General features: G+C 72.3%; 22 protein-coding genes. 10 read left to right on the forward strand and 12 right to left on the reverse strand.

Annotation, left to right across the window (positions count from 1 at the left end):
- Positions 1 to 17: 17 nt before the first annotated feature.
- A complete protein-coding gene (locus DB32_RS12525) occupies positions 18 to 1766 on the forward strand; it encodes a hypothetical protein (RefSeq protein WP_083457343.1) in 1749 nt (582 codons plus the stop codon).
- Positions 1767 to 1776: 10 nt separating this feature from the next.
- Here the strand turns inward: DB32_RS12525 and DB32_RS48155 are convergent, their stop codons facing one another.
- Complete coding sequence (locus DB32_RS48155; protein WP_169791427.1) at positions 1777 to 2595, reverse strand: penicillin-insensitive murein endopeptidase; 819 nt, start codon at positions 2593 to 2595, stop codon at positions 1777 to 1779.
- A gap of 60 nt (positions 2596 to 2655) precedes the next feature.
- Between DB32_RS48155 and DB32_RS48160 the strand changes: the two genes are divergently transcribed.
- The gene (locus DB32_RS48160) at positions 2656 to 3747 is read left to right on the forward strand and encodes a hypothetical protein (protein WP_169791428.1); all 1092 of its coding nucleotides are present in this window, start codon (positions 2656 to 2658) and stop codon (positions 3745 to 3747) included.
- A 66-nt stretch (positions 3748 to 3813) separates the two neighbouring features.
- Positions 3814 to 4494: an SRPBCC family protein gene (locus DB32_RS12540; RefSeq protein WP_053232663.1), complete on the forward strand. Its 681-nt coding sequence runs from the start codon at positions 3814 to 3816 to the stop codon at positions 4492 to 4494.
- Positions 4495 to 4785: 291 nt separating this feature from the next.
- Here DB32_RS12540 and DB32_RS12545 read toward each other — a convergent pair whose 3' ends face one another.
- The 8 genes from DB32_RS12545 to hutH form a co-directional block, all read right to left on the reverse strand.
- Positions 4786 to 5562, reverse strand: coding sequence for a MerR family transcriptional regulator (locus DB32_RS12545; RefSeq protein ID WP_053232664.1), 777 nt, complete (start codon positions 5560 to 5562; stop codon positions 4786 to 4788).
- A 65-nt stretch (positions 5563 to 5627) separates the two neighbouring features.
- Positions 5628 to 6044 carry a hypothetical protein gene (locus DB32_RS12550; protein WP_053232665.1) on the reverse strand — a complete coding sequence of 139 codons (417 nt, stop codon included), beginning with the start codon at positions 6042 to 6044 and terminating at the stop codon, positions 5628 to 5630.
- Positions 6045 to 6054: 10 nt separating this feature from the next.
- Positions 6055 to 7116 carry an amidohydrolase family protein gene (locus tag DB32_RS12555; RefSeq protein WP_053232666.1) on the reverse strand — a complete coding sequence of 354 codons (1062 nt, stop codon included), beginning with the start codon at positions 7114 to 7116 and terminating at the stop codon, positions 6055 to 6057.
- A complete protein-coding gene (locus DB32_RS12560) occupies positions 7113 to 7622 on the reverse strand; it encodes a hypothetical protein (protein WP_157068993.1) in 510 nt (169 codons plus the stop codon). The genes DB32_RS12555 and DB32_RS12560 overlap by 4 nt, the downstream gene beginning before the upstream one ends.
- Positions 7623 to 7627: 5 nt before the next feature.
- Entirely contained in the window at positions 7628 to 8266 is a 639-nt protein-coding gene (locus tag DB32_RS12565) for a hypothetical protein (protein WP_053232668.1), read from the reverse strand.
- Positions 8267 to 8288: 22 nt separating this feature from the next.
- Positions 8289 to 9380: an alpha/beta hydrolase family protein gene (locus DB32_RS12570; protein WP_083457345.1), complete on the reverse strand. Its 1092-nt coding sequence runs from the start codon at positions 9378 to 9380 to the stop codon at positions 8289 to 8291.
- A 129-nt stretch (positions 9381 to 9509) separates the two neighbouring features.
- The gene (gene yihA / locus DB32_RS12575; protein ID WP_053232670.1) at positions 9510 to 10154 is read right to left on the reverse strand and encodes a ribosome biogenesis GTP-binding protein YihA/YsxC; all 645 of its coding nucleotides are present in this window, start codon (positions 10152 to 10154) and stop codon (positions 9510 to 9512) included.
- A gap of 9 nt (positions 10155 to 10163) precedes the next feature.
- Entirely contained in the window at positions 10164 to 11717 is a 1554-nt protein-coding gene (gene hutH, locus DB32_RS12580; protein WP_053232671.1) for a histidine ammonia-lyase, read from the reverse strand.
- Positions 11718 to 11829: 112 nt separating this feature from the next.
- Here hutH and DB32_RS12585 point away from each other — a divergent pair, with 112 nt between their 5' ends.
- From DB32_RS12585 to DB32_RS12605, 5 genes are all read left to right on the forward strand, one after another.
- Positions 11830 to 13200, forward strand: a complete 1371-nt coding sequence (locus tag DB32_RS12585) for a hypothetical protein (RefSeq protein ID WP_157068994.1) — start codon at positions 11830 to 11832, stop codon at positions 13198 to 13200.
- A 159-nt stretch (positions 13201 to 13359) separates the two neighbouring features.
- Positions 13360 to 13752: a hypothetical protein gene (locus tag DB32_RS12590; protein ID WP_157068995.1), complete on the forward strand. Its 393-nt coding sequence runs from the start codon at positions 13360 to 13362 to the stop codon at positions 13750 to 13752.
- A gap of 102 nt (positions 13753 to 13854) precedes the next feature.
- Positions 13855 to 15468, forward strand: a complete 1614-nt coding sequence (locus DB32_RS12595; RefSeq protein WP_169791429.1) for a metallophosphoesterase family protein — start codon at positions 13855 to 13857, stop codon at positions 15466 to 15468.
- Between the two features lie 96 nt (positions 15469 to 15564).
- Positions 15565 to 16695 carry a BtaA family protein gene (locus tag DB32_RS12600; RefSeq protein ID WP_053232675.1) on the forward strand — a complete coding sequence of 377 codons (1131 nt, stop codon included), beginning with the start codon at positions 15565 to 15567 and terminating at the stop codon, positions 16693 to 16695.
- Positions 16695 to 17318, forward strand: coding sequence for a class I SAM-dependent methyltransferase (locus tag DB32_RS12605; protein ID WP_053232676.1), 624 nt, complete (start codon positions 16695 to 16697; stop codon positions 17316 to 17318). The genes DB32_RS12600 and DB32_RS12605 overlap by 1 nt, the downstream gene beginning before the upstream one ends.
- Before the next feature lie 9 nt (positions 17319 to 17327).
- Here DB32_RS12605 and DB32_RS12610 read toward each other — a convergent pair whose 3' ends face one another.
- A complete protein-coding gene (locus DB32_RS12610; RefSeq protein ID WP_053232677.1) occupies positions 17328 to 17771 on the reverse strand; it encodes a winged helix-turn-helix transcriptional regulator in 444 nt (147 codons plus the stop codon).
- 68 nt (positions 17772 to 17839) lie between these two features.
- Between DB32_RS12610 and gstA the strand changes: the two genes are divergently transcribed.
- Both gstA and DB32_RS12620 read left to right on the forward strand, forming a co-directional pair.
- Positions 17840 to 18469, forward strand: a complete 630-nt coding sequence (gstA, locus tag DB32_RS12615; RefSeq protein ID WP_275935468.1) for a glutathione transferase GstA — start codon at positions 17840 to 17842, stop codon at positions 18467 to 18469.
- 197 nt (positions 18470 to 18666) lie between these two features.
- Positions 18667 to 19860, forward strand: a complete 1194-nt coding sequence (locus DB32_RS12620; RefSeq protein ID WP_053232678.1) for an IS110 family RNA-guided transposase — start codon at positions 18667 to 18669, stop codon at positions 19858 to 19860.
- 36 nt (positions 19861 to 19896) lie between these two features.
- Here DB32_RS12620 and DB32_RS12625 read toward each other — a convergent pair whose 3' ends face one another.
- Both DB32_RS12625 and DB32_RS12630 read right to left on the reverse strand, forming a co-directional pair.
- Complete coding sequence (locus tag DB32_RS12625) at positions 19897 to 20148, reverse strand: DUF4911 domain-containing protein (RefSeq protein ID WP_053232679.1); 252 nt, start codon at positions 20146 to 20148, stop codon at positions 19897 to 19899.
- The gene (locus DB32_RS12630) at positions 20145 to 24410 is read right to left on the reverse strand and encodes a DEAD/DEAH box helicase (protein WP_169791430.1); all 4266 of its coding nucleotides are present in this window, start codon (positions 24408 to 24410) and stop codon (positions 20145 to 20147) included. Before DB32_RS12630 ends, DB32_RS12625 begins: the two co-directional genes overlap by 4 nt.
- Between the last annotated feature and the right edge of the window lie 23 nt (positions 24411 to 24433).

Raw genomic sequence — 24433 nt, forward strand, 5'->3', positions numbered from 1 at the left:
GCGGGCGGAGGGGGAACATGGGGACGACGAGGAGAATCGCGGCGGCGATCGTGCTCGCGTTGGGCAGTGGACCATCGTGCGCGCCTGGCGAGCCCGTGCTCGCGTCGGCGATCGTCGGCGCCGAGGGCGGGCGCATCGAGGGCGACGGCATCGTGCTCGAGATCCCCGCGGGCGCGCTCGAGGGCGCGACACGGATCACGGTGAGCGTGGAGGACGCGCCCTCCGACGAGCGGTACGCGCTCCGCTCGCCGCTGTATCGCTTCGAGCCCTCGGGGCTGGTGTTCGCCGAGCCGGTGCACGTCGTGCTCGAAGCGCCGGCGGCCGCGCCGGGCAGCGTGCTGCTGTGGTCGCGCGAGGGCGACGAGACGTCGTTCGACTTCGCGGGGTTCGTCGAGGACGGCGTCGCGGCGGCGGCCGTCCGGCACTTCAGCTACGGGGCGATCGCCGACGGCTCGACGTGCTCCGACGCGCCGGGCGCGTGCACGGGGCCGACGTGCGAAGCGGGACCCGCGCCCGACGCGGAGTGCGCCGGCGAGGAGAGCGCGGGCAGCTGCCCCGATGCGTGCGCGGCGGGTGGCGGCGACTGCACGGGCGCGTGCGCCGGAGACGCGACCTGTCAGGGGAACGTCGAGCCGTGTCGCCGCCTCTGCGTGTGCGACGGGACGGAGCCTCCGCGCGGGATGCTGTGCGCGAGCGATCCGACGCAGAGCGGCGATCGGCCGTTCGATCCGAGCGAGTGTCCCGAGACGAACGCGCAGATCGGCCCGGTCCTCGCGAACGGCCTGGTGGAGCGACCGACCGACGGCCACGAGATCCTCGGGCTGCGAGACGGCGAAGCGTGCACGGGCTGGGCGCTCCGCTCGATCGACCGCCACCTCTGCTCGTGCGAGTACCGCGGTCGGACGCTGTGCCGGCGCCCGTGGGACGATCCCGGCGGCACGCCGTCGTGCTCGACGACGCTCGACGGGCTCGTGCCGACCGACGCGCTCGAGGAGTTCGCGACGCGCGCGTACACGCAGGAGGAGGGCGCGTGCAGCGGCTACTACGTGGTCGGATCGGCGAACAGCGCGCGCGTCGAGGGCGTGCTGACGGCGTGTGACGCGACGACGACGAGCGTGGGGAACGAGTGGCGCGAGGAGGCCGGCACGACGCGGGCTTGTCAGCTCTTCGGCTGGCCGGGAGCCATCCCCGAGAGCGTCGAGATCGATCGCGCGCGCTGTCGGCTCGCGGAGCAGGACTGGGCGCGGCTCCAGCAGCGGCGTGAGGACTGTGGGCTGCCGCCGCGCACGCTCGTTCCGAACGACGGGCACACGGTCGCGATCCTGACCACGCCCGGCGAGGACGAGATCACGGGGCTGAACGGTCGGACGGGCGGCGCGCAGCCGTACCGCGCGCGCGCGGTCGAGGAGGGAACGTGCCCGCCGCCGCTCACGCGGACGTACGGCGAGGACGCGACGCGCTACCGCGGCGCGGGCCCGACCCACTGTCACGCCGAGGGTGACGCGCTGGAGCAGCTGTCGGTGCTGCGCATGCGAGAGCCGGGCACGCCGGGCGCGGGCGATCCCCGGCAAGGTGCGACGGGCGGGCGGACCACGGGCTCGGCGGAGCTGATCGTCGATCGCGACCCGTGCGCGATGAGCTGCGCGCCGCGAGGCGTCGATCGCATGCGGTCGATCGCGGGTCTGGAGGAGCTGATCGTGCGATCGCCCCAGGGGACCCGCCGCTACGCGGACGGTCTGCCGGAGACGGGCGTACCGCTCGACTGAGCCGGGGGCGTCAGTCGCCGGCGTCTTCGGCGCTCGCGTGCTCGGTGCGCGGCGGCGTGCCCGGGTACCACGCGTGGAAGGGCTCGCGGTCCTCGCAGCTCGGGCGATCCGCGGGCGGGCAGTAGATGCGCACGTGGAAGTGGTTGCGGTGCGGGTGCCCGTGCGAGGGCTGCACGAGGAGCTGCTCGGCGCGCGCGACGATCGACGCCGGCGCGCGGCGGCGGCGCGCGGTCGCGAGCAGGCGACGGCGCAGCGTGTCGGCGACGAAGACGTACTGCACGCGCGCATCGGGATCCGAGACGAGGCGCGCGACGAGCTCCCAGTTGCGCGCGTCGTCGAAGCGCAGCGCCTCGTTCGGCGGCATGCCGTTGCCGTGGCGATCGAACGCGGCGAAGCCCCACGGGTCGTAAGGGCGACCGTCGCGATCGATCATGTAGAACGCGATGTCGACGTCGCGCCCGTTCTGGTGCGAGCGATGCCCGCTGACGCGACCTCCCTGTCGCGCGGAGAGCTCGCCGACCGAGAGGCGCGCGCCGGGGAGGCGCTGCGAGACGCGCGCTGCGGCGCGCTCGATGAGCTGGACGAGCTCGTCGGTGCCGTAGAAGCGCCCGCCCTCGCGGTACTCGCCCGCGTAGCGCACGTGCTCGGACTCGCGGAGCAGCACGCCGTGGCGGAGGCGCCCGCGGAAAGGAAGGCCGACTGACGTGGACGGCGTCGCGCGCCGCGCGCGTCGCGGGCGGGGATCGTCGTGATCGCCGGGCGTGGCGCGCGCGACCGTCGCGAGGAGCGCGATCGCGATCGCGAGGAGCACGGCGGCACTGCGACGCATCGCGACCCGGGGTACTGCGCGCGAGCGCGACGGCGCAAGAAAACGGACTACGCTCGGCGCGTGCGTGCCCATCACCTCGCGCTCGTCCTGATCCTCGCTGCATGTGGCGGTGCGCCGCCCGCGACGTCGACGAGGACGCCCGACGCGCCGCAGCCTCGCGAGCACCGCGCGAGCACCGTGCCGACGTCGCCGCGCACGCTCGCGCGTGACGCGACGTTCGCCGATCTCGTCGCGGCCGCGCGCACGCTCGACGACCGGCGCGATCAGGAGTCGGACGCGGCGTGTCTGATCGGCGTGACGCCGAGCGGCTTCGAGCTGCGCGCGGATCTCGCCGTCGCGGTGCGCCCGCTCGCGGAGCCCGAGGGCGATCTCGACGCGCGGCTCGCGAACGATCCGGGCCCGGTGCGCGTGCTGACCCGCTACGGCAGCTACGGCACGGGCGCGGCGCAGATGGGTCTCGTCGCGACGAGCACGACGCTGCCGCCGACGCGCGGGACGGCGCTCGCGCTCTTCGTCACGCCGGAGGGCGTCTACACGCGGCGCAGCGATCAGCCGGGCGGCGAGCGCGATGCGTCGCGCGTGGCGTGGGTCGTCGAGCACACCGACTGGAGCGCGTTCGATCTCGTCGTGGTGACCGCGGAGGCGCGCGTGCCGCTGACCACGCTCGTCGCGTTGCTGGAGGCGCTGCCGGCGTCGCTCGCGGGGCGCATCACGCTCGCGGTGCCGCTCGCGGCGGGCACGCGCCTGCCCGACGCGCCGCCCGCGGTCGACGGAACGGCGGAGCGCGGACAGCTCTGCCCCGACGGGCTCCCCGAGCTCACCGAGGACGCGGCGCTCGGGGATCTGCCCGCGTCGTCGATCCGCGCCGCGCTCGCGCCGCTGCAGTCGAGCGCCGAGCTGTGCGTCGGGACGAGCAGCGGTCCGGGCGCGGCGGGCGGTCGTGTCGCGCTCGCGGTGCGCATCGCGCCCGACGGTCGGGTGAGCGACGCCTGCGTGATGGAGGACTCGACCGGGGACGCCGCATTGCGGGCGTGTCTGTCGCGCGCGGCGCTCGAGCTCGCGTTCGACGCTCCGAGCGGCTACGTCGACTTCGCGCTGCCGCTCGTGCTCGAGCCCGGACGCGCGCAGCGGCAGGTCGCCGTCTGCCGCTGAGGGGCCCAGGTCGTGGGCATTTAAGTCCTGGCGTCGTCGCGGGTGATCCAGCATCGTTCTCCGTCGATGCGTCTCGCTCGCCGCGCGGCCGTGATCGCGGCCCTCGCCTGCGCCCTCGGCGTGCTGTTGCCGCTCTCCACCGCGCAGACCATCGGCGCACAGGATCGCGGGTTCTCGGACGCCGAGCGCTCGGTGCTCGCGGCGGGGCGATTGATCGCGCGGCGTCGCGTGGAGCAGCGCGGGAACCTCGTGCACTTCGGCGGGACGAGCTTCCAGACGGTCGATCGTCCGCTCACCGAGGTCTGGCGTGCGGTGCGCGACCCCGCGAACTACCGGAACCTGCTGCCGCAGGTCGAGTCGGTGTCGGTCGTCTCGCGCGGCGAGCACGAGGGCGTGATCCGGATCGAGCACGCGTACGGGCTGATTCGCGCGGCCTATCATCTGCGCCTGCGCTTCGCCGACGGACGGCACGATCTGACGTTCGATCTCGACGCGACGCGGCCCAACGACGTGCGCTCGGCGCGAGGCTTCATGACGCTGAGCGAGTGGCCGGGCGATCCCGGGCGCACGCTCGTGACGTGGGGGATCCTCGCGGCGGTCGACGAAGGGATCCTCGGCGGGCTCGTGCGCCCGCAGCTGCACGCGTGGATGCTGCGCGTGCCGACGACGATGCGCTCGTACCTGCAGGGCCGCGGTCGCTCGCGGTTCCTCGCGGACTCGGGCCACGCGTCGACCGCGACGCACTGAATTTCCTGGGGGGGCTCCGCCCCCCTCTCGACCCCCGGCCGCTCTGCGCTGGCGCGGGGGCCCCTACGCCCCCTTGCGTCTCAGGCGGTGAGGCGCGTGTCGGCTGGCGGGCGTCTCGTGCGCTGAGGCGGACTCGGCTGGCGGGCGTGTCGGCGCTGAGGCGGACTCGGCTGGCGGGCGTCTCGGGCGACTCGGCGGGCGGGCGTCTCGAGCGGGGCAGAGCGACTCGGCTGGCGACGTCTCGAGCGGCGTGTCGACGGATGCGCGTCTCGGGCGGCGCGCGCGTGTCGTTCACTCGGCCTTGCGGCGCGGGGTGCGCTTCTTGGGAGCGGGCGGCGGCGCGCTGCGTGAGCGCTTCGCTTGCTCGGCGAGGGCGCGCATCGTCGGGACGAGCATGCGGCGTCGCAGCACGATGACGAGGCGCTCCGAGAGCGTCGTCGCGGCCTCGGTGAGCGCGGGCAGATCGTCTCCCGCGCGCGGCATGACGCCTTCGCGGAACATGCGCACCTCGATCTCGACGAGCGTGCGCAGCGCCTGCGCGTACTCGCCGAGGATCGTGACCGGGAGCATCTCCGCGGTGATCCCCGCCTTGCGCGACGCGCCGAGCACCCGCAGCAGCTCGAGGTCGTCGCCCGCGTAGACCTCGCGCTTCGAGTCGGGCTGCGGCGTGATCAGCCCCGCGCCGCGCAGCCACACGAGCTGCTCCTCGGGCATGCCCGACGCGATGAGCTCCTCGCGCGTGCGGCGCTCGGTCGGCGCCGTCTGCTCGAGCACGCGCGCGATCGTCGCGCCGACGGTCTCGTCCTCGCTCTCCAGCTCGGACTCGTCGAGGATCGACTTGATCACCTTGAGCGGGAGGAACCTCGTGCGCTGGAGCTCCTTGATCTTCTTGATCCGAGGGACCAGTGACACGTCGTAGTACGCCATGTTCTTGCTGGTCCGCGACGGCTCGGGGAGCAGGCCTTCGCGCACGTAGTGCTTGATCGTCGCCGCCGGGACACCCGACATCTTCGCGAGCGCGCTGACCTTCACGCTGCGCCCGCCTTCGAGCTCCGACTCTTCGTCCATCGACGGTTCGACGTCTCGCTTTCGCGCGCGATGATGGCGTCGCCTCGCGAGGACGTAAAGCCTCGTCACTCGGGGTCGACGAGCTCGACGTCGACGTCGTGCGTGTCGCCCTCCACGACGATCCCGTCCGTCGGGAAGCTCCGCGGATCTTCGGCGCCGGGGATCGTCGGGTGGTTCGCGCCGATGTCGAGCACGACGCCGAGGTAGTACGTGCCCGCGGCGAGCCCGCGGAGCTCGTAGTCGATCGGGAACGTCGGATCGTCGCGCACGAAGATCTCGCTCGGTGGTCCGGCGGGCGGCGTCTGGGGCCACACGCCCACCGTGAGGCGACCGGCGCCGCTGCCGTCGTAGGTGATCGTCCCCGCGATCGTGCCGCGCGTCGACGACGCACGCGCGTCGTCTCCGGCGTCGGCCGTCGTGGTGGCGCGCTCGTCGCACGCGCTCAGCACGAACACGAGCGCGAGCATCGTCCTCGTCGTCATCGTCGTCTCCTCACTCGCTCTGCAGGTACAGCCGGTAGAAGGTCCCGCTCATCACGCGGCGGATCTGGTCGAGCGAGTACCCGGCCTCGCGCATGCCCAGCGCGATGCGCTGCACGTAGCTGCGCACCATCCCCGAGAACTGCGGGCCGTCGGTCGCGAAGAGCGTGCGCTCGACGAGGCCGCGCTCGAGGATGCGGCGGAGCACGCTCGGGTACTGCGGCTCGGTGCTCGCGATCGGCTCGCCGTCGTCATCGAGCAAGAAGGGCCGATTCAGCGCGCTGATCTCGAGCCACACGTTCTCGTGCGCTTCGGCGAGCGCGAGCGCGTGCTCGACCGCGCGCGGATCGCCCTGGCCCACGTGCGAGAGGACGAAGTCGACGCGCGGCGCGCCGTGCGCGCCGTCGTACGCGGTGACGACCGCTTCGAGCCCCTCGGGGTCGTAGTACGCCGGATCGGTCTGCGTGCCGGGGAACGGGCTGAGCCCGGTGTGGAGCAGCACCGGGACGCCGAAGCGCGCCGCGACGTCGTACACGCCCAGGTAGCGCGCGTCGTCGAAGGTCACGGCCTGGTGCGCGTGCGCGAGCTTGATGCCGACGAACAGATCGCGGCGCTGCTCGAAGTACGAGGCGAGCGCGTCGAGGCGCTGCTGCGCGATGCCGTCGTCGAGGAACCCTTCGTAGTCGATGCTGGCCATGCCCCACGCCCAGCCCGCGTTGCGCTCGTCCGCGAGCACGCGCTCGAGCTCGTCGTTCGTGTAGAAGCCGGTGGAGCGCGAGGCGTACACCGCGAAGAGCACCGCGTGATCGACCCCCGCCATCTCGGTCTCCGCGCGGATGCCGACGTGCTCGGCGTAGGGATCGAGCAGCACCTCGATCAGCGCGGGCGCGTACAGCCGCGCGAAAGGCGGCAGGCTCGCGCCGATGAAGCGGCGACCCTCGATCGCCATGTTCGCGTAGTGCCCGGGGTGGAGGTGCATGTCGACGACCTCCACGCGCTCGCCGTCGATCTCGATGTCGGCGCGCGCGTCGCTCGCGATCGCGACGACCGCGACGAAGAGGACGATGCGCGTCATCGCGTCCCCGTCGCGCGCGCCATCGCGGGGGGCGTCGGCTCGTGCGTGTAGGGCCGGAAGACGCCGACCTTCGACACCACGTCGCCGTCGTGCTCGACGCCGAACCCCTCGCGATAGAGGGCGGTCTCGCCCGCTTCGTCGTCCGGCTCGCCGTACGCGGCGACGAGCGCGTCGCGCCGCATCCCGGGCACCACCGGTCCGACGAAGCCTTCGCTCTGCAGCGCGCCCACGCCGATCACGATCGCGTCGTCGCTGACGCTCGCGTCCTCGCTCGAGACGAGGACGACCTCGAGCCCGAGCGACGTGTAGCGACCGAACGCGACACGCTCACTGGTGAACGCGCCCTCGAGCGGGCCGAGCGCCTCGCGCACGTCCGCGTAGCGCATGCCGACGTGCACCGGGCCGATGCCTTCGCCGGGGCGCACCTCGAGCCCGGCGTCGAGCGCCGGCGCGACCTCGGCCTCGCACGCGACGAGGACGAGCGCGATCGTGATCGACGCGCGCATCGTGATCACAGCGACGTGTACGAGCCGGGGCAGCTCGCGCCGGTGTTGCAGAGGCCGACGACGCCGCCCATGCCGCCCGGCGGACGACACGTGTGGCACGTCGCGCCGCCGCTGCAGTCCGCGTCCGTCTGGCACATCGCGTGGCGCGAGCCGCACGACGCCGCGCACGTGGTGCCGGTCGTGAGATCGGCGAAGCCGCTCGGCGCGCAGCAGAGCTGACCGTCGCTGCAGTCCTCGGGGCCGTCGCAGTTGCCGGGCGCGGCGAGGCCTCCGCTGCACGAGGACGGCGCGACGCAGGTCTGTCCCGAGAGCTGCGTGCAGCACGTCTGCGCGGGCACGTTGCACGTCATCGACCCGCAGCCGACCTGGCCCGGATCGGGATCGGTCTCGAGGCGCGGATCACGCTCGTCTCCGCCGCCGCCACCGGCGTCGGTGCCGGGCGGGACGTACGCGTCCGCGCCGCCCGCATCGGTGCCGGGCGCGACGTACGCATCGGGCTGCGTGCCCGAGTCCACGCCTGGAGCGACCTGCGCGTCGATCCCGCTCCGACCCGCGTCGAATCCGGCGGTGCCGTCGCCGTCGTCATCACCACCGCACGCGACGAGCGCGAGCGAGCACAGCCACGCGAGCGCGACCTTCTCCATCATTCCCTCCCATGCGCGCTCCTCAGCGCGCGTCGTTGCGACCGATGCGCGCGCCGAAGCACGTCGCGGCGTCCGGCTCGAGCCCGGTGATCGGCGTCGCGGGCGTGCTCACGCCGAGCGCGTCGCGCAGATGCGCGACGGCGTAGTGCCCGACGATCGGCCACGCGTCTTCGGCGGGCAGCGCCTGCGGCTGACATCCGTCGGTCGCGAGCGTCACGACGAGCTCGTCGATCTCGAGCCCTGCGTCCTGCGCGATCGCGAGCACGCCGCCGCGCTCGCGGCCGATCACGCAGATGTCGCTGAAGGCGAGGTGCCCGGCGCCCTCGATGCGCACGAGGCGCGCCGGCGACGCGACGATCTCGTGATCGAAGAGCTCGTCCATCGACGCGACGGTCGCGAGCTGATCGAGGCTGCCGCCGAGCAACAGGCCGGGCACCGTCGACGCCTGCGGCGCGGCGACGGTCGCCATCCCGATCCACGCGTCCGCCTCGAGCGGTGAGCGATCGACGAGCGCCTGCACCGCGCCGCCGCCCGCCGAGTGGCCCATCACCGCGACGCGCGAGAGATCGAGCGCGCCCGCGAAGCGCGCTTCGCTCGCGAGGTGCGCGTGCGCCGCGAGGATCTGCGCGTACGCGTCGTCGCTGATCGACGCGCCCTCGGTGCCCATCGCGACGCGCAGCACCGTCGCGAGGTTTCGCTCCGCGTGCTCGGGCGCCGCGACGACGAAGCCCCACGACGCGAGGTGCGCCGTGATCGCCGACGACTGCCGGCGATATCCGCCGAGGCCATGGCTGAAGTAGACGACCGGGAACGGACCGCTCGCGACCGGCACGTCGCGATGCGCCGGCGTGGTGAACGTGGTCGGCGCGTCGTCGGGGATCGCGGGCGCGAGCTCCGACGGCAGGTGATCGCGCAGGTCGTAGACGTCGCGCGGCGTGCCCGCCTCGCTCTCCGCGGGGTACCAGACCTCGACCGCGAGCCCGTCGACGTCGAGCGTCGTGACGCCCGCCACGAAGGGCCCCGGCGACGCGAACGGCGCGGCGGCACACGCGTCGTCTTCGGGGGCGCATGCGACGGCGACGACGAGCAAGAGCGCCGGGAGAGAGCGGGGCATCGCGGCTCCTGAAAGTTGGAAGTCGAACTTTCAGCGCCTAGCGCGCGCAGATCAAGAACGCCCCACGGGCGCGGGTGAGCGCGCTCACGAGGAGCAACGCCCGCGCGGTGAGAAGCGAGCCGGAGCGGATCAGCTCGAGGGCGTGACGTCGGCGGGCGCGATCCCGGCCGCGGCGATGAGTCGCGACCACAGCCGGTCGCGACCATCACCGGTCTCCGAGCTCACGCCGACCACGGGACGTCCCGCGCTCGCTTTGATCTTCGCGACCTCGAGCATGCGCTGGCTCGCGGGCAGCTTGTCGAGCTTCGTCGCGACGAGCACCGCCGGGCGCCGGATGTGATCGAGGAACTCGAGCAGCTGTCGATCGTCGTCCTCGAGCCCGCGTCGCACGTCGACGATCACCACGACCGCGCGCAGCCCGACGCGGTTCTCGAGGTAGCCCTCGATCATCGGGCCCCACGAGCGGCGCTCGATCTTGCTGCGCTTCGCGAACCCGTAGCCGGGCAGATCGACGAGATCGAGCGTCGCGAGCTGCGGCTCCTTGCCCGCGCGCTGGATCGCGAGCGCGGTGCGGAAGAGGAGCAATCCGCGCGTGGCGCCGGGCGTCGAGCTGGTGCGCACGAGCTTGCGGCGCACCACGAGTTGGTTGATCAGGCTGCTCTTGCCGACGTTCGATCGACCGGCGAACGCGATCTCGGCGAACGCGGGCGGCGGGAGCTGATCCTGCCGCATCGCGCTCGCGACGAAGCGAGCATCGCGGATGTCGACCTGCATCGCGCAGTCTTAGCTCAGCCGACCGACGACGCGCTCGGCCGCCGTCACGAGCACGCCGCGATCGACGAGCTCGCAGCAGCGGAGGATGTCCGGGTGCAGCACGCGATCCTCGACGAGCGTGGGCACGTGCTCGCGCAGCGCGACGTGCGCCGCGCGCACGCCGACGCCGGGCTCGAGCGGAAGCCGCAGATCGAGGCCCTGCGCCGCGACCATCGCCTCGATCGCGAGCACCGTGCGCACGTGCTCCGCGACCTGCATGCACTTGCGCGCGGAGATGCTGCCCATCGAGACGTGGTCTTCCTTGCCGGCGCTGCTCGGGATCGAGTCGACGCTCGAGGGATGGCAGAGGACCTTGTTCTCGCTGACCAGCGCGGCCGCGGTCACCTGCGCCATCATGAAGCCCGAGTCGAGCCCGCTGCGCGGCGCGAGGAAGGGCGGCAGCCCGCTCGACATCGCGGGGTTCACGAGCTGCTCGAGGCGGCGCTCCGCGCAGTTCGCGAGCTCCGCGATCGCGATCGCCGCGGTGTCGAGCGCGATGGCGAGCGGCTGGCCGTGGAAGTTCCCGCCGCTCACGAAGTCGGCCTCGCCGCGCTCGTCGACGAACACCAGCGGGTTGTCGACCGACGCGACGATCTCGCGCTCGATCACCTGGCGCGCCCACGCGAGCGCGTCGCGCGTCGCGCCGTGGATCTGCGGCATGCAGCGGAGCGAGTAGGGGTCCTGCACCTTCCCGCAGTCGCGGTGGCTCTCCATGATCGCGCTGCCCTCGAGGAGCGCGCGGAGGTTCGCGGCGGTCGTCGCCTGGCCGGGGTGCGGGCGGACCTGCTGCACGCGCGGATCGAAGGGGCGACCGGTGCCCTTGAGCGCCTCGAGCGACATCGCGCCGACCACGTCGGCGTTCGTGCAGAGGCGCTCTCCGCGGAGCACGGCGAGCGCGCCGATCGCGGTGATCAGCTGCGTGCCGTTGATCATCGCGAGGCCTTCTTTCGCCTCGAGCTCGACGGGCGTGAGGCCCGCCGCGGCGAGCGCCTCGTGGCCCGGCATGATCGCGCCCTGGTGCTCGGCCTCGCCCTCGCCGATCAGCACCAGCGCCAAGTGCGCGAGCGGCGCGAGATCGCCCGACGCGCCCACCGAGCCCTGCGAGGGGATGCACGGATGCACGCCGCGCTCGAGCATCGCGATCACGAGATCGACGATCTTCGCGCGCGCGCCCGAGTTGCCCATCGCGATCGTCTGCGCGCGCAGGAACATCATCGCGCGCACCGCCTCGCGCGGGAGCAGCGGGCCCACACCGCACGCATGGCTGCGCACCAGGTTGCGCTGGAGCGCGCGGATCTGATCGTGCGCGATGCGCGTCTCGGCGAGCGCGCCGAACCCGGTGTTCACGCCGTAGACGTTGGGCGCGCGATCACCGCCATCGGCGAGGCGATCGACCGCGGCGCGCGCACGATCGATGCGGGCGCGCACCTCGTCGGTCAGCACCACCGTCGCATCGCCGCGCGCGACGAGGTCGAGGGTCTCGAGGGAAATCGCGTCTCCGAGGCGCACCTGAGGCCGGGTCATGGGCCGGCGAGCCTGCCGCGCGTGCAGGGCAGGAGCAACGCGTGGGCCCCGTTGACGCTGCGAATCCGCACTGCCTATCCTCGCCCGCGAAATGCGCGTGATCACACGGATCGTGGCCCTCGCCTCGGTGCTCTTCGCGGCAGGTCCAGCGCTGCTCGTGCCGACACGCGCGATGGCCGACGACGACGAGCTCGTGCTGATGCGCGAGCCGGCCGCGTTCGTCGACGTGATCGACGCGTTCGACGATCACGACCCGTTCGATCTCGACATCTCGATCGGCTACGTGCGCACGTGGGAGCTCGGACGCATCCAGCGCGAGCCGGGGATGGGCGATCCCGAGGATCGCCGATCGCGCGAGTGGCTCGACGTCGCCGACTACTCGCGCGAGGTCAACCAGCTCGTCTTCGGGCTCGACGTCGGCATCTTCCGCGACCTCGCGCTCTACGGGCGACTGCCGCTGATCCTCAGCGACGATCGCTCGCTGAGCCGCATCGGGAACGACGATCCCTCGTCCGTGCTGCTCGATCGCAGCTCCGCGCCGATGCCGCTCTTCGACGTGCCCGCCGGCGAGGGCTTCCGCTCGCCGACGCGCTCGGGGCTCGACTGGGTGAGCGTCGGGCTCGCGTGGTCGATCCTGAACCAGCAGCGCGATCCCCACGTGCCGACGTGGCTGATCATGCTCGAGGGCCGCTTCAACATCGACGAGCCGATGCGCGCGTGCCGTCGCGCCGGCGGCGACGTCGTGTGCCAGGGCGGCGGGAGCGAGCCGGGGATCTCGCGCGGCACGAACGCGCTGCGCTTCGAGACGCGCGGCTCGTGGCGCGATCGTTACGTCGAGCCGTACGCAGGTCTCGCGTTCCAGATCGAGTTCCCGGGCAACGCGGCGGACCTCTTCACGCAGGGCGGCAACCTCGCGGGCTACATCAACCAGCGCCCGCCGATCCAGGGCCGCCTCACGGCCGGCGTCGCGATCATCCCGTGGGAGGATCGCCAGCACTGGCAGCGCTTCTCGATCGACCTGCGCTTCACGGGCGACTACGTGAGCGAAGGGCGCGACTACTCGCCGCTCTTCGACGCGCTCGGCTCGTCGACGAACCCGTACCTGACGAGCCCGGCGTGCGAGGGCGTGACCGGCGGCGCGACGTGCCAGGCCGCGGGCTACGAGCAGGTCGACTTCACGGGGCTCACCGACACACAGGCGCACGCGCGCCTCGGTGGTCAGATCACGCTGGAGCTGCAGGCCGCGCGCTACGTGCGCTTCGGCATCACGACCGCGATCTTCCACTCGCCGTCGTACGGGCTGACCCAAGCGGATGCGTGCAATCCGAACGCGAGCAGCGACGATCCCGGCCGCAGGGGAACGTGCCGCAGCGGGATCATCAACCCGCACCATCGCGCGGTGATCGACCTGCCGGGCCAGCGTTTCCGCATCGAGAGCCTCACGCAGATCGACGTCGCGGCGAACGTCACGGCGCAGTTCTGAGGAGAGAATTCCTCTAAAGAGTGCAGGAAGTCAGGAGAGGGGAGGACATCGACGCTGCAATCTCCTGCTTTCCTGACTTCCTGCTCTCCTCAGAGATTCTGTTTCCGATCCGAGTGCCGCGGCATGGCGCATGCGTTCTTCCTCGCCGGAGGTCGCACCATGTCCCGCGTCGGAATCGTGCTCGCGCTCATCGGGGCGTTCTCGTGCGCCGCGTGTGACTCGGAGGCGGAGAACGCGTTCGAGCGTCGCATGGACGAGCGGCGCGCGCGGCTCCAGCAGCGCTACGAGGCGCGCGAGCAGCAGGTCGCCGAGGACAGCGAGGTGCAGATCGGCGAGATCGATCAGCGCATCGAGCAGCTCCGGGCGCGGCGCGAGGCCGAGCTCGAAGAAGAGCTCGCGCGCGAGCGCGTCCGCATGGAGGACACGATCGAGCGCCGTCGCGATCAGCGGCTCGAGGCGCTCTCGCAGGAGCGCGATCAGCGCCTCGATCAGCTGACCGAGGATCGCCAGCGCGGCGAGGATCGCATCGAGGAGGGACTCTCGCCCGAGTGAGCAGGCCTCCCGGCGCAACCGAGCGGGTCCGTGACGAACCCGTGCGCCGCTCGTCACCGGCGTGATGCGCGTGCGCCGCGCGACGCGCGGAGAGTGCAGCGCGTGACGCTGATCCTGCACCTCTCGGATCTCCACCTGCTCGGCGAGCCGCGCGAGCAGGACGCGATCCTCGCATCGTTGATCACAGCGCTCGAGAAGGAGCGCGCGCGTCGTGGCCGCCGCGTCGATCTGATCGCGATCACCGGTGACGTGTTCGACAGCGCGACGATCGATCCGCGCGTCGCGGTGCGCGAGCTCGAGGCGCTCCACAAGTGCATCACGCGCGCGCTGGGCGACGACGTGCCGACGATCGTCGTGCCCGGCAACCACGATCGCCGGCGCATCGGGCTCTTCGGGCCGCACGACGAGTCGCTCTTCCGCGCGGTCCGCGAGGCGCTCGGCGCGCGCATGTTGATCCACGGCTGCGACACGCCGTTCCTCGCGAAGGTGGTCCCGCCCGCGTTCCACGCGCAGCCCCTCTGGGCGATCGCGTACGACTCGACGTACCTCCCGCACGGCTGGCTCAGCGCCGGCGGCGTGGTGCGCCACGAGGATCTGCTGCACGCGGCCGCGCAGATCGGAGACGCCGAGCCCGACTGGCCGCTGCTCTTCTTGTTGCACCACCACCTCGTGCCGACGCCGCTCACCGACGTCGGCCCGATCGAGACACACCGCATGCACCCCGCGCTGTGCTGGATGCTTCATCGCGTGCTGCCGGTGCTCGTCGCGCATGCCGATCGCGAGGAGCTCACGATGACCGCGCTCGGCGCGGGCACCGCGCTCTCGACGCTGCACGATCTGCGACGCGCCGTGCTCGTGCTGCACGGGCACAAGCACTACGCGACCGCACGCAAGCTCGACGCGACCGAGGCGCGGCAGGGCGACGTGCTGCTCGTGTCGGCAGGGAGCGCGGGGACCGCGCAGCGCTGGAGCCCGACCTCGCCGCGCGACACGGCGCGCCTGTGGCCGTCGTTCAACGTGATCGAGCTCGAAGGCGACGCGATCACGATCGAGGCGGTGTCGTTCGGGTGGAAGGGACGCTCGGCGGGCGAGACCGCGTATCGCCCATTGGTCTGGGCGTCGCGCGAGGGCGCGAAGTGGCGCCTCCACCCGATCGAAGGCGCGGAGCCGCACAGCGGGCCGAAGCTGATCGCGAACGAGTCGCGGGTGCGCCTGATGAACGCGCGACGCTTCGGCGCGCGGCGCTGGGACTACGAGTGCGAGCGCCGCGTCGAGCCGAACGGGCGGGGCCCGCGGCGCTACGTCGAGACCATCGAAGGCGCGCGCGGTGCGCTCCTCGAGCCGCTCGATCGCGCGGCGCCGGTGCGCGCGACGCCGGCGCAGCTCGAGCTCGGGCTCGGCGCGCTGACGAGGTACCGCGTCGACGGCGGCGTGTGTCGGAGCCTCGACGAGGCCACGCGCGTGCGCGGCGCCGCGAGCTCGCCCTTCGAGTGGATCGGCCTGATGAACCGCTATCGCGCGCGACGATCGCGGCTGGTGCTCGAGGGCCTCGGCGCCCATGCGAACAGCGCGTTCGCGAGCACGACCGATCTCGCGACCGGACAAGAGACGCCGCTGCGTTGTCACCGCGACGTCGGCGGCGATCGTGTGGTGCTCGAGCTCGACGACTGCCCCGCGCGCACGCTGCTGCGCGTGTACTGGCCGCTCGAGGCGTGATCCTCACGCACGCTCCATTCGCGATTCACCTCCGCGCCATCCGCGATTCACGCGCGGGCGATAGCTCTTCGAAGTCCAGGAGAGAGGAGAGCCCGCATGCAGCTCCGCGACGTCGCGTTCGAGCACACGTTCCAGCGCCTGTTCGTCTACAACATCCTCTTCGAGGACGCGGAGGTCGACGAGACGCACCTCGGGGTCGACGAGCGCTCGCGCGTGCTCTCGATCACCGGCGCGGGGTGCGGCGTCGCGGGGATGTTGAGCCGCGATCCGCGCTCGATCGACGCGGTCGACATCAACCCGCACCACCTCGCGCTCACCGCGCTGAAGTGCACCGCCGCGAAGTCGATGCGCTCGTACTCGCGCTTCTACGATCTCTGCGGGCGCGGCTGGCAGCCCGATCCGGAGCGCACGATCGCGACGCTCGCGCGCGCGATGCCTTCGTGGATGCAGCGCTACTGGTCGCGCCACCACGGGCGCTTCGAGCGCAGCGTGTACCGCGAGGGGCTCACCGCCGTGATGCTCGGCGCGTTCCGCCGCTTCACCGGGCTCGACGCGGAGTGGCTGCGCTGGGCGATGCGCCTCTCGCCCGACGCGCGCGTCGCCGCGGTGGACGAGCACATCGCCCCGGTGCTGCAGAGCCCGCTCGCGCGCGCGTACTTCGCGTCGCCCGCGCAGCTCGTCGCGCTGGGCATCAACTTCTCGCAGCGCGACCGCATCCTCGCGACCGAGGACCAGCCCGATCTCGCGGCGTTCGTGCTCGATCACCTGCGGCGGCTCGCGCGCACCGACGTCGCGACGAACTGGTTCGTCTGGTGGGCGATCGCGGGGCACTTCGATCACGAGCGCACGACCGACGCGGTGCCTCCGTACCTTCGTCCGGATCGTCACGCACGCTCGATCGAGGCGAGCACCGACGTGCGCTACCACCGCGCGAACCTCTTCGACGTGCTCGAGCGCTCGCCGCAGCGCGCGTACACGCACTACACGCTGTGCGACGCGCCCGACTGGATGCCCGAGCGCACCCAGCGCCGGCTGCTCGACGAGATCCTGCGCACCAGCGAGGACGGCGCGATCGTCCTCTATCGATCCGTCGAGGACGAGTGCATGGCGACGCGTCTCGGCTATCAGCGCCGCTTCGTCCCGCTGCGTGATCGCACCGAGCACGCGACGCAGGCCGACCGCTCGCGCCAGTACCGCGCGGTGCGCTTCTACCAGGTGGCGCACTGATGGAGATCGTCTCGCCGGTCTCGCGCGACGAGCACAAGCGCTTCCTCGACGCGTACTACGGCTGGGCGCGCGACGTGTACGACGTCACGCGCCGCTACTACCTGCTCGGTCGCGACGTCGTGACCGCGCAGCTGCTGCGCGAGCCGTGGAACCGGCTCGTCGAGATCGGGCCGGGAACGGGACGCAACCTGCGCAAGCTCCACGCGGAGCGCCCGGTCGCGCTCTACGGCGGGATCGAGGCCTCGAGCGCGATGCTCGAGCGCGCACGCGCGCGATGCCCGTGGGCGCTCCTCGAGGAGGGCTTCGCCGAGGACGCGGACTACCGCGAGCTGCTCGGCGCGCCGCCCGATCGCGTGCTCGTCTCGTACACGCTCTCGATGGTCCAGGACGTCGAGCGCGCGATCGAGAACGCGCGCGAGATGGTGTCGCCGCGCGGCGAGATCGTGGTCGTCGACTTCGGCGATCTGCGCGGTCTGCGCGGCCCGCTCGCGCCGGCGCTGCGCGCGTGGCTCGACGCGTTCCACGTGACGCCGCTGCCGCAGGGCGTGCTCGAGCGGCACGCGCGCACCATCGAGGACGGTCCGCTCGGCTACTACCGCATCGCGCGGATCCCGCCGCGCTGAGCTCGACGTTCACGCCCGACCGGTCGCGCCCGCCCGCTCCTCCGCGGCGCGGGCCGATCGCGCGCGGCGCGCGAGCTTCGCGTCGTACTTGTCGCGTGCCTCCTCGACGGCATCGCGGTTCTGCCGCGCCCACGCCGCGAGCGCAGTGATCGGCGCGAGCAGCGTGCGGCCGAGCTCGGTGAGCTCGTACTCGACGCGCGGCGGGATCGTCGGGTACGCGGTGCGCGTCACGAGCCCGTCGCGCTCGAGCGCCTTCAGCGTGAGCGTCAGCATGCGCTGCGAGATCCCGTCGATGGATCGCTTCAGCTCGTTGAAGCGCATGCGCTCGATCCCGAGCATCGCGACGACGAGCACGCTCCACTTGTCGCCGATGCGATCGAGCACGTCGCGCATGGCGGGGCACGCCTCGCTCGAGAACGGCTCGTGCGACGGCGGTTTGTGCCTCGGTGACATGAATGTGCCTCCTTGCGGGCCGATCCGACGGTCACGAGAGTAGCGTCGGTCACAAACGGGAACCACCCGTGACCAGGAGGACCGACACGATGATCAAGCTCTACTACGCGCCCGGTGCCTGCTCGCTCTCGCCACACGTCGCGCTGCGCGAAGCGGGCCTCCCGTTCGAGCTCGTGCGCGTCGACTTCATGCGCGGCAAGCGCCTCGAGACCGGCGGCGAATTCGTCGACGTGAGCCCGAAGGGCTACGTGCCCGCGGTGGTGCTCGACGACGGACAGCTGCTCACCGAGGGCGTCGCGATCGTGCAGTACATCGCGGACCAGAAGCCCGAGCTCGGCCTCGCGCCGCCGCCGGGCACGCTGGAGCGCGTGCGCCTGCAGGAGTGGCTCGTCTTCATCGCGACCGAGCTGCACAAAGGGCTCTCACCGCTCTTCATGCCGCAAGCGTCGGACGAGCTGAAGCAGGCGGTGAAGGCGAAGGTGCGATCGCGTCTCGAGCTCGTCGCGCGGAGCCTCGGCTCGAAGCCGTACCTCATGGGCGATCGCTTCACGATCGCCGACGGCTATCTCCTCTACGCGCTGCGCGCGTTCCAGCGCTTCGACAGCGGTGCGTTGCCCGGCGAGCTGCCCGCGTACCTCGAGCGTGTGTCGTCGCGCCCGGCGGTGAAGGCGGCGCTCGAGGCCGAAGGGCTCGCCTGAGCGCGGGCTCGCTTGTATCTACCCCAGTCATCGGCGGCTGGTTCGTGATAGCAGGCCGCCACGCGGTTTCGGGAGAGGGTCGCCGGGCATCGCTTGGGGCAACGTCCCCGTGAGTGAGATTGGCGCCCTCGACCGAGTTTCTTTGCTCGAACGGTATCCAGAGGCGTGGCTCGTCCACCGTCCTCGCATGGACAAGCATGGGCACGAAGCTCGGCTCCGAGGCTCCCGGGCACGCGATCGACATCGGTTCGGAGAAGCACGTCGTCGCCATCGTGGACGAGACGGGCAAGCCGCTGCGCAAGCCAATACCGTTCTCCGAGGACGCATCGGGCTACGAGCGACTGCGCTCGATGCTCGGTGAGGCGGCAGACGCATTCGTCGCGATGGAGGCGACCGGGCACTACTGGCAGAACCTGTTCGCGTTCCTCCACGCGGCGGGCTTCCAGATCGCGCTGCTGAACCCGACGCGCACGTCGCGGTTCGCGGCTGAGGACCTGCGCCGCGCGAAGACGGACGCGCTGGATGCGCTCGGCATCGCGCGGTTCGCGCAGCAGAAGCGGCCTGCCGCGACGCCGATGCCCGATGCAGCGACGCTCGAGCTGCGGGAGCTGATGCGTCTGCGCGACCGGCTGGTGCAGGACCTCGGTGACCGCGCGCGACAGGTCCATCGCGCGCTGGACCTGAGCTTCCCGGAGCTCACCGACCACGTGCGCGACGTGGCATCGGCCAAGGCCACTACGCTGCTCGTCGTGTGCCCGACCGCCGAGAAGTTCCGAGCAGCTGACCCGAAGGTCCTGGCCGAGCTGAAGTACGACGGGCGTCACGTCATCGGTCTCGAGCTCGCAAAGGCGCTCTGCGAGGCCGCCAAGACCAGCGTGGGCCGGCACCAGGGCACGCCCTACGAGCTGCAGATCCGCTACGCGTGCGAGGACATCGCGACGCTCCGGGCGCGCATCAAGAAGCTCGACGAAGACATCAGCCAGAGCCTGGATCGGCATGAGGTCGGCAAGCTGCTGACGACCATCGACGGCATCGGAGACAACACTGCGGCGCGCATGATCGCCTCGATCGACTTCGACGGCTTCAAGAGCGCCGCCGCGCTCGCGGCGTACGTCGGCGTCGCTCCGCTCGTGAACCACTCGGGCAAACGCCAGCCGCTGCGAGGCCACGCCTGCGCGATGGGCGACGCCGACCTGCGCGCCAAGCTCTGGATGCCGACGCTGCGGGCCGTGACCCACAACCCGTGGCTCAAGGCGTTCTACCAGCGCCTCGTGGCCGCCGGAAAGCCGAAGAAGCTCGCGATCATCGCTTCGATGCGCAAGCTTCTCGGCGCCATGATCAGCGTGGCGCGCACGCGCACGCCCTTCGTGCCGAAGCTCGCGGCGGCCTGACGGCCGCGCTTCGAGCTTGCACCGGGTCACGGTCGCTCACTCCGCGATCACCTCGAGCGCGATCTCGCGCGCGACGTCCTCGAGCCACTCGTCGAGCTCGGCCTCGCGATCGGTGGTGGTCACGAGCACCACCACGCCGGTGCGATCGCCGTGCGCGCTCGCGAGCCCGTCGTAGCCCGCGAGGATCCCGCGCAGTCGCACGATGTCCGACGGTTGCATACGCAACCGTCGGACGACGAGCCCCTCGCCGAGCGGGACGTGCGACGCGCCGTCGGTCGTGTCGCTCATGCTGCGCCCGTCATCGCAGGCTCGCTCATCGCGCGGACGCCCTGACCGTCGCGCACCGCGATCGGCACTCCGTCGCACCACACGATCCGGTGCGACGCGATGGCGGGCACGCGCGCGCCCGGCGTGAGGATGCCGACGAGGTTGAGCGGGTCGATCGCGCTGATCGTGATCGCCTCGCCGCGCGCCGGCTTGCGTCGCACCGCGCGCAGCGTCTCGAGGGCCTCGGGCAGCGCGAACTGCTCGCCGCTCTGTCCTGCGACGAAGCGCCCGCCGCGGATCTCCCCGCGCGCCTCGAGCCTCCGCAGCACACGCACCAGCTCGCGCCACGGCGGCGCCATGCCCTCGCGCTCCAGCACGCGCCGCACGATCACGCCCCAGCGCGCCAGCAGCACGCGCGCGACCTCTTCGATCGCGTGCTCGTCGACGCGCTCCCCGTCGCGCGCGCCCGCGGTCCGCACCAGCGACCAGCGACCCGCCGACTCCATCGCGGAGAGCGACGGACCGCGCCGTCGCGCCGTCGCGACGCTCTCGATGCCGCGCTCGGCCTGCGGCGCGATCAGCGCGCGCAGACCGCTCCACGCGTCCGAGCTCACCGCGCCGCGCGCGACGAGCTCGGCGAGCCCGGCCTCGACCGCGCCGCGATCGAGCCCCGTCGCGCGCTCGAGCTCGTGGAAGAAGGACGCACCGCGCGCATCGAGCACGCGCTCGATCTCGCGCGCCGCGCGCGATGCATCCGGGAGCGAAGGCCACGCCGGCCGCACCGCCGCCCACGTGTCGAGCCGTCCGCGATCGAGCAGCACCACGCGCGTCGCGCGCACCGGCGCGGGCACACGATCCTGATCGAGCGTCGGCGCACCGCCGCGCGCCCACGCGACGCGCCCCGACAGACACAGCGCGTCGAGCGAGCGCCCGACCTCGCCGATCGCCCGCGACGCGAGGAGCTCCTCCTCCCACGCGCCCGCAGGCGCCTCGAACCCTTCGAGCTGCTGCACGATCGCGTGCACGGCGTCGTCGCCGGACAGGCGCGACCCCGGCGCGACGTGCTGCCACTCGAAGAGGAAGCGCAGATAGTCCGCGGTCGTCACCGGCTCGATCGCGCGGCGCAGCGTCTCCACCGTCGCGCGGTGGATGCGCGCGAGCAGACGACGCTCGCACCACTCGAGCGCCTCCTGTGACTCGAACCTCCCGCGCATCACGAAGCCCTCGGCCTCGAGCGCGTGGAGCGCACCGTCGATCTCGCCCTCGCTCACCGCGAGCTCGGCCGCGAGCACCGACGCGCGCACCGGGCCGACGGCCTCGAGCCGGCTGCGCACCAATTCGCGCAATGCGTGCTCGCGGTCGATCGTGCGCGACGCGTGCGCGCTCGGGATCGCGATCGCCGGCGACCACGATGCGTCCGGGTGGATCGCGCGGATCTCCGCGAGCCGCTCCGCGGCCACCCACGCCCCGATCGCGAGGCGCGTCACCCGCCCTTCGCGCGCGAGCGATGCGCGCCAGGACCCATCGTGATCGGCGCGCGCGATCTCCTCGTCGCGCATCCACCCGATCGTCCCGAGCGCGTCGTGCAGCTCGTCCGCGTCGCGCGGATCGGGCCACGCTTCCTCGCGCACCCGCGCGATCGCATCGGGATCGAGCGCCGCGAGATCGCGCAGCCGCGCGCGATCGTCGAGGCGACGCATCATCACCGCCTGCGTGCGTCGCTCCTCGAGCGGCGCGTCGTCGAGGTACGCCCACGGCCGCGCGCCGAGGATCTCCGCCGCGAGCGCCGACGGCTGCGGCAGATCGCGCGCGATGCACGTGATCTCCCCGCGCTCGATGCGCGCGAGCACGTCCACCAGCCCGTGCACGTCCATCGCGTCCTCGAGGCAGTCGCGAAGCGCTTGCTGCACCAGCGGATGATCGGGGACCTCGCGCTCGCCCTGGATGTTCTCGAAGCACGCCTGCGCGTCGGGGAACACCACGCTGAGCAGATCCTCGGCGTCGATGCGCTGCCGCGCCGGCGGGCTCTTCTTGCCGCCGCGGCTGCGCGGCACCGCGAGCGAGATCGTGGCGGCCCAGCGCCATCGCGTCCCGAAGAGCGGCGCATCGAGCACCGCCTGCGTGAGCATGTGCGCGGCGCGCGAGCTCTTGAGGAAGCCGAACACCTCGTCGAGCGGGAAGCTGTGCGTGGGCCCGAGCGAGAGCACGATCGCGTCGTCGGTCGCCGCGGCCTGCAGCTCGAAGTCGAAGCTGCGGCAGAACGCCTTGCGCAGCGCGAGCCCCCACGCGCGGTTCACGCGCGCGCCGAACCGCGTGTGCAGCACGAGGTGCGTGTTCGCGGCCTCGTCGAAGAAGCGCTCGGCGACGACGGTGCGCCCATCGGGCAGCACGCCCAACGCCGCGCGCGCCTCGTCGAGGTACTCGACCGCCTGTCGTGCCGGCTCGTGCGCGATCGCGAGCCTCGCGCGCAGGCGATCGATCGCGTGGCTCGGTCCGTTCGCCGCGAGCTCACCGTCGATCTCCCCGAGCAAGCGCGTCACCGACGTCGAGAGCTCGCGCGTGCGCGCCGGTCCTTCGCCGAACCAGAAGGGCAGGGTGGGCGGCTGACCCTTCGCGTCCGCGACGCGCACCACGCCGGGCTGCACGCGCACGATCTTCCAGCTCGCGGTGCCGAGCTGGAAGATGTCGCCCGGCATGCTCTCGACCGCGAAGTCCTCGTGGATGTTGCCGAGCTTCGTGCCCTCGGGCTCGAGCACCACGTCGTAGCTCTGGTTGTCGGGGATCGCGCCGCCCGAGCTCGTCGCGAGCAAGCGCGCGCCGCGCCGCGGGCGCAGCACGTTCGTCGCGAGGTCGACGTGCACGCTCGCGCCGCGACGCCCGCGCCGCACCCCGAACGCATCGCCCAGCGTGCTCACGATCGCATCGAACGACGTGCGCTCGAGCGCGCGATACGGCCACGCGCGCCGCGTCGTCTCGAACAGCGCGTCGATCGGCGTCGCGTCGTCCCGGCCCGCGACCTCGGCGATGATCTGCTGCGCGAGCACGTCGAGCGGCGCGTCGGGCACGCACACGGCGTCGAGCTCTCCGCGCGTGATCGCGTCGAGCAGCGCGAGCGACTCGACCAGATCGTCTCGGCTCGTCGGGAAGAGACGTCCCTTCGGCACGCCGCCGAGGAAGTGCCCGCTGCGCCCCACGCGCTGCAGCAGCGCGGCGATCGCGCGCGGCGATCCGATCTGACACACGAGATCGACGTGGCCGACGTCGATGCCGAGCTCGAGCGAGCTCGTCGCGACCACGCAGCGCACCTCGCCGTGCTTCAGCTTGTGCTCGGCCTCGTGGCGCATCTCGCGCGACATCGAGCCGTGGTGCGCGGCGACCGTGCCCTCGCCGAGGATCTCGCCGAGCGCGCGCGCGAGCCGCTCGCAGAGCCGACGCTGCGGCACGAACACGATCGTGGTGCGATGCGCCTGCACCAGCGCCGCGAGGCGCGCGTGGATCTCGCCCCAGACGTCGTTCGCCATCACCGCCTCGAGCGGCGAGTCCGGCATCTCGAGCGCGAGATCGATCGTGCGCGCGTGGCCCACGTCGACGATCGCGCAGTCGGGCGCGCCCTCGCTCGACACGCCCGCGGCGCCGACGAGGAAGCGCCCGACCTCTTCGATCGGCTTCTGCGTCGCGGAGAGCCCGACGCGCTGGAGCCGTCCTCCGACGAGATCGACGAGGCGCTCCAGCGAGAGCGCCAGGTGCGCGCCGCGCTTGCTGCCGACCACGGCGTGGATCTCGTCGACGATCGCCGTGCGCACCGTGCTCAGCATCCTTCGCCCGCTCGCGCTCGTGAGCAGGATGCCGAGCGACTCGGGCGTCGTGACGAACACGTGCGGCGGGCGCTTGCTCGCCTTCGCGCGCTCCTTCGCGGGCGTGTCGCCGGTGCGCAGGCCGACGCGGATGCCGTGCCCGCCTTCGCCGAGCTCCGCGAGCGCTGCGTCGATGCCGTCGAGCGGCGCGCGGAGGTTCACCTCGATGTCGTGGCTCAGCGCCTTGAGCGGCGAGACGTAGAGCACGCGCGTCTCGTCGGGCAGCGCGTGCGCGCGCGACTCGCGCACCAGCGCGTCGATCGTCGCGAGGAACGCCGCGAGCGTCTTGCCCGAGCCGGTCGGCGCCGCGATCAGCACGTGCCGACCGGCGCCGACATGGGCCCAGCCGTCGCGCTGCGGCGCCGTCGGTGCGCCCAGCGCGCGCTCGAACCAACGCAGGACCGCGGGATGGAACGACGGAGCGGACATGGGACTGAACACCATACCAGGTG

Source organism: Sandaracinus amylolyticus (genome assembly GCF_000737325.1).
In the GTDB taxonomy this organism is placed as follows: domain Bacteria; phylum Myxococcota_A; class Polyangia; order Polyangiales; family Sandaracinaceae; genus Sandaracinus; species Sandaracinus amylolyticus.

Bases quoted from the DNA above. Each gene is read 5' to 3' on its own strand.
- DB32_RS12525 (WP_083457343.1), top strand. From the start codon at position 18: ATGGGGACGACGAGGAGAATCGCGGCGGCGATCGTGCTCGCGTTGGGC.
- DB32_RS48155 (WP_169791427.1), bottom strand. From the start codon at position 2,595: ATGCGTCGCAGTGCCGCCGTGCTCCTCGCGATCGCGATCGCGCTCCTC.
- DB32_RS12540 (WP_053232663.1), top strand. From the start codon at position 3,814: ATGCGTCTCGCTCGCCGCGCGGCCGTGATCGCGGCCCTCGCCTGCGCC.
- DB32_RS12545 (WP_053232664.1), bottom strand. From the start codon at position 5,562: ATGGACGAAGAGTCGGAGCTCGAAGGCGGGCGCAGCGTGAAGGTCAGC.
- DB32_RS12550 (WP_053232665.1), bottom strand. From the start codon at position 6,044: ATGACGACGAGGACGATGCTCGCGCTCGTGTTCGTGCTGAGCGCGTGC.
- DB32_RS12555 (WP_053232666.1), bottom strand. From the start codon at position 7,116: ATGACGCGCATCGTCCTCTTCGTCGCGGTCGTCGCGATCGCGAGCGAC.
- DB32_RS12560 (WP_157068993.1), bottom strand. From the start codon at position 7,622: ATGCGCGCGTCGATCACGATCGCGCTCGTCCTCGTCGCGTGCGAGGCC.
- DB32_RS12565 (WP_053232668.1), bottom strand. From the start codon at position 8,266: ATGGAGAAGGTCGCGCTCGCGTGGCTGTGCTCGCTCGCGCTCGTCGCG.
- DB32_RS12570 (WP_083457345.1), bottom strand. From the start codon at position 9,380: ATGCCCCGCTCTCTCCCGGCGCTCTTGCTCGTCGTCGCCGTCGCATGC.
- yihA (WP_053232670.1), bottom strand. From the start codon at position 10,154: ATGCAGGTCGACATCCGCGATGCTCGCTTCGTCGCGAGCGCGATGCGG.
- hutH (WP_053232671.1), bottom strand. From the start codon at position 11,717: ATGACCCGGCCTCAGGTGCGCCTCGGAGACGCGATTTCCCTCGAGACC.
- DB32_RS12590 (WP_157068995.1), top strand. From the start codon at position 13,360: ATGTCCCGCGTCGGAATCGTGCTCGCGCTCATCGGGGCGTTCTCGTGC.
- DB32_RS12600 (WP_053232675.1), top strand. From the start codon at position 15,565: ATGCAGCTCCGCGACGTCGCGTTCGAGCACACGTTCCAGCGCCTGTTC.
- DB32_RS12605 (WP_053232676.1), top strand. From the start codon at position 16,695: ATGGAGATCGTCTCGCCGGTCTCGCGCGACGAGCACAAGCGCTTCCTC.
- DB32_RS12610 (WP_053232677.1), bottom strand. From the start codon at position 17,771: ATGTCACCGAGGCACAAACCGCCGTCGCACGAGCCGTTCTCGAGCGAG.
- DB32_RS12620 (WP_053232678.1), top strand. From the start codon at position 18,667: ATGGGCACGAAGCTCGGCTCCGAGGCTCCCGGGCACGCGATCGACATC.
- DB32_RS12625 (WP_053232679.1), bottom strand. From the start codon at position 20,148: ATGAGCGACACGACCGACGGCGCGTCGCACGTCCCGCTCGGCGAGGGG.
- DB32_RS12630 (WP_169791430.1), bottom strand. From the start codon at position 24,410: ATGTCCGCTCCGTCGTTCCATCCCGCGGTCCTGCGTTGGTTCGAGCGC.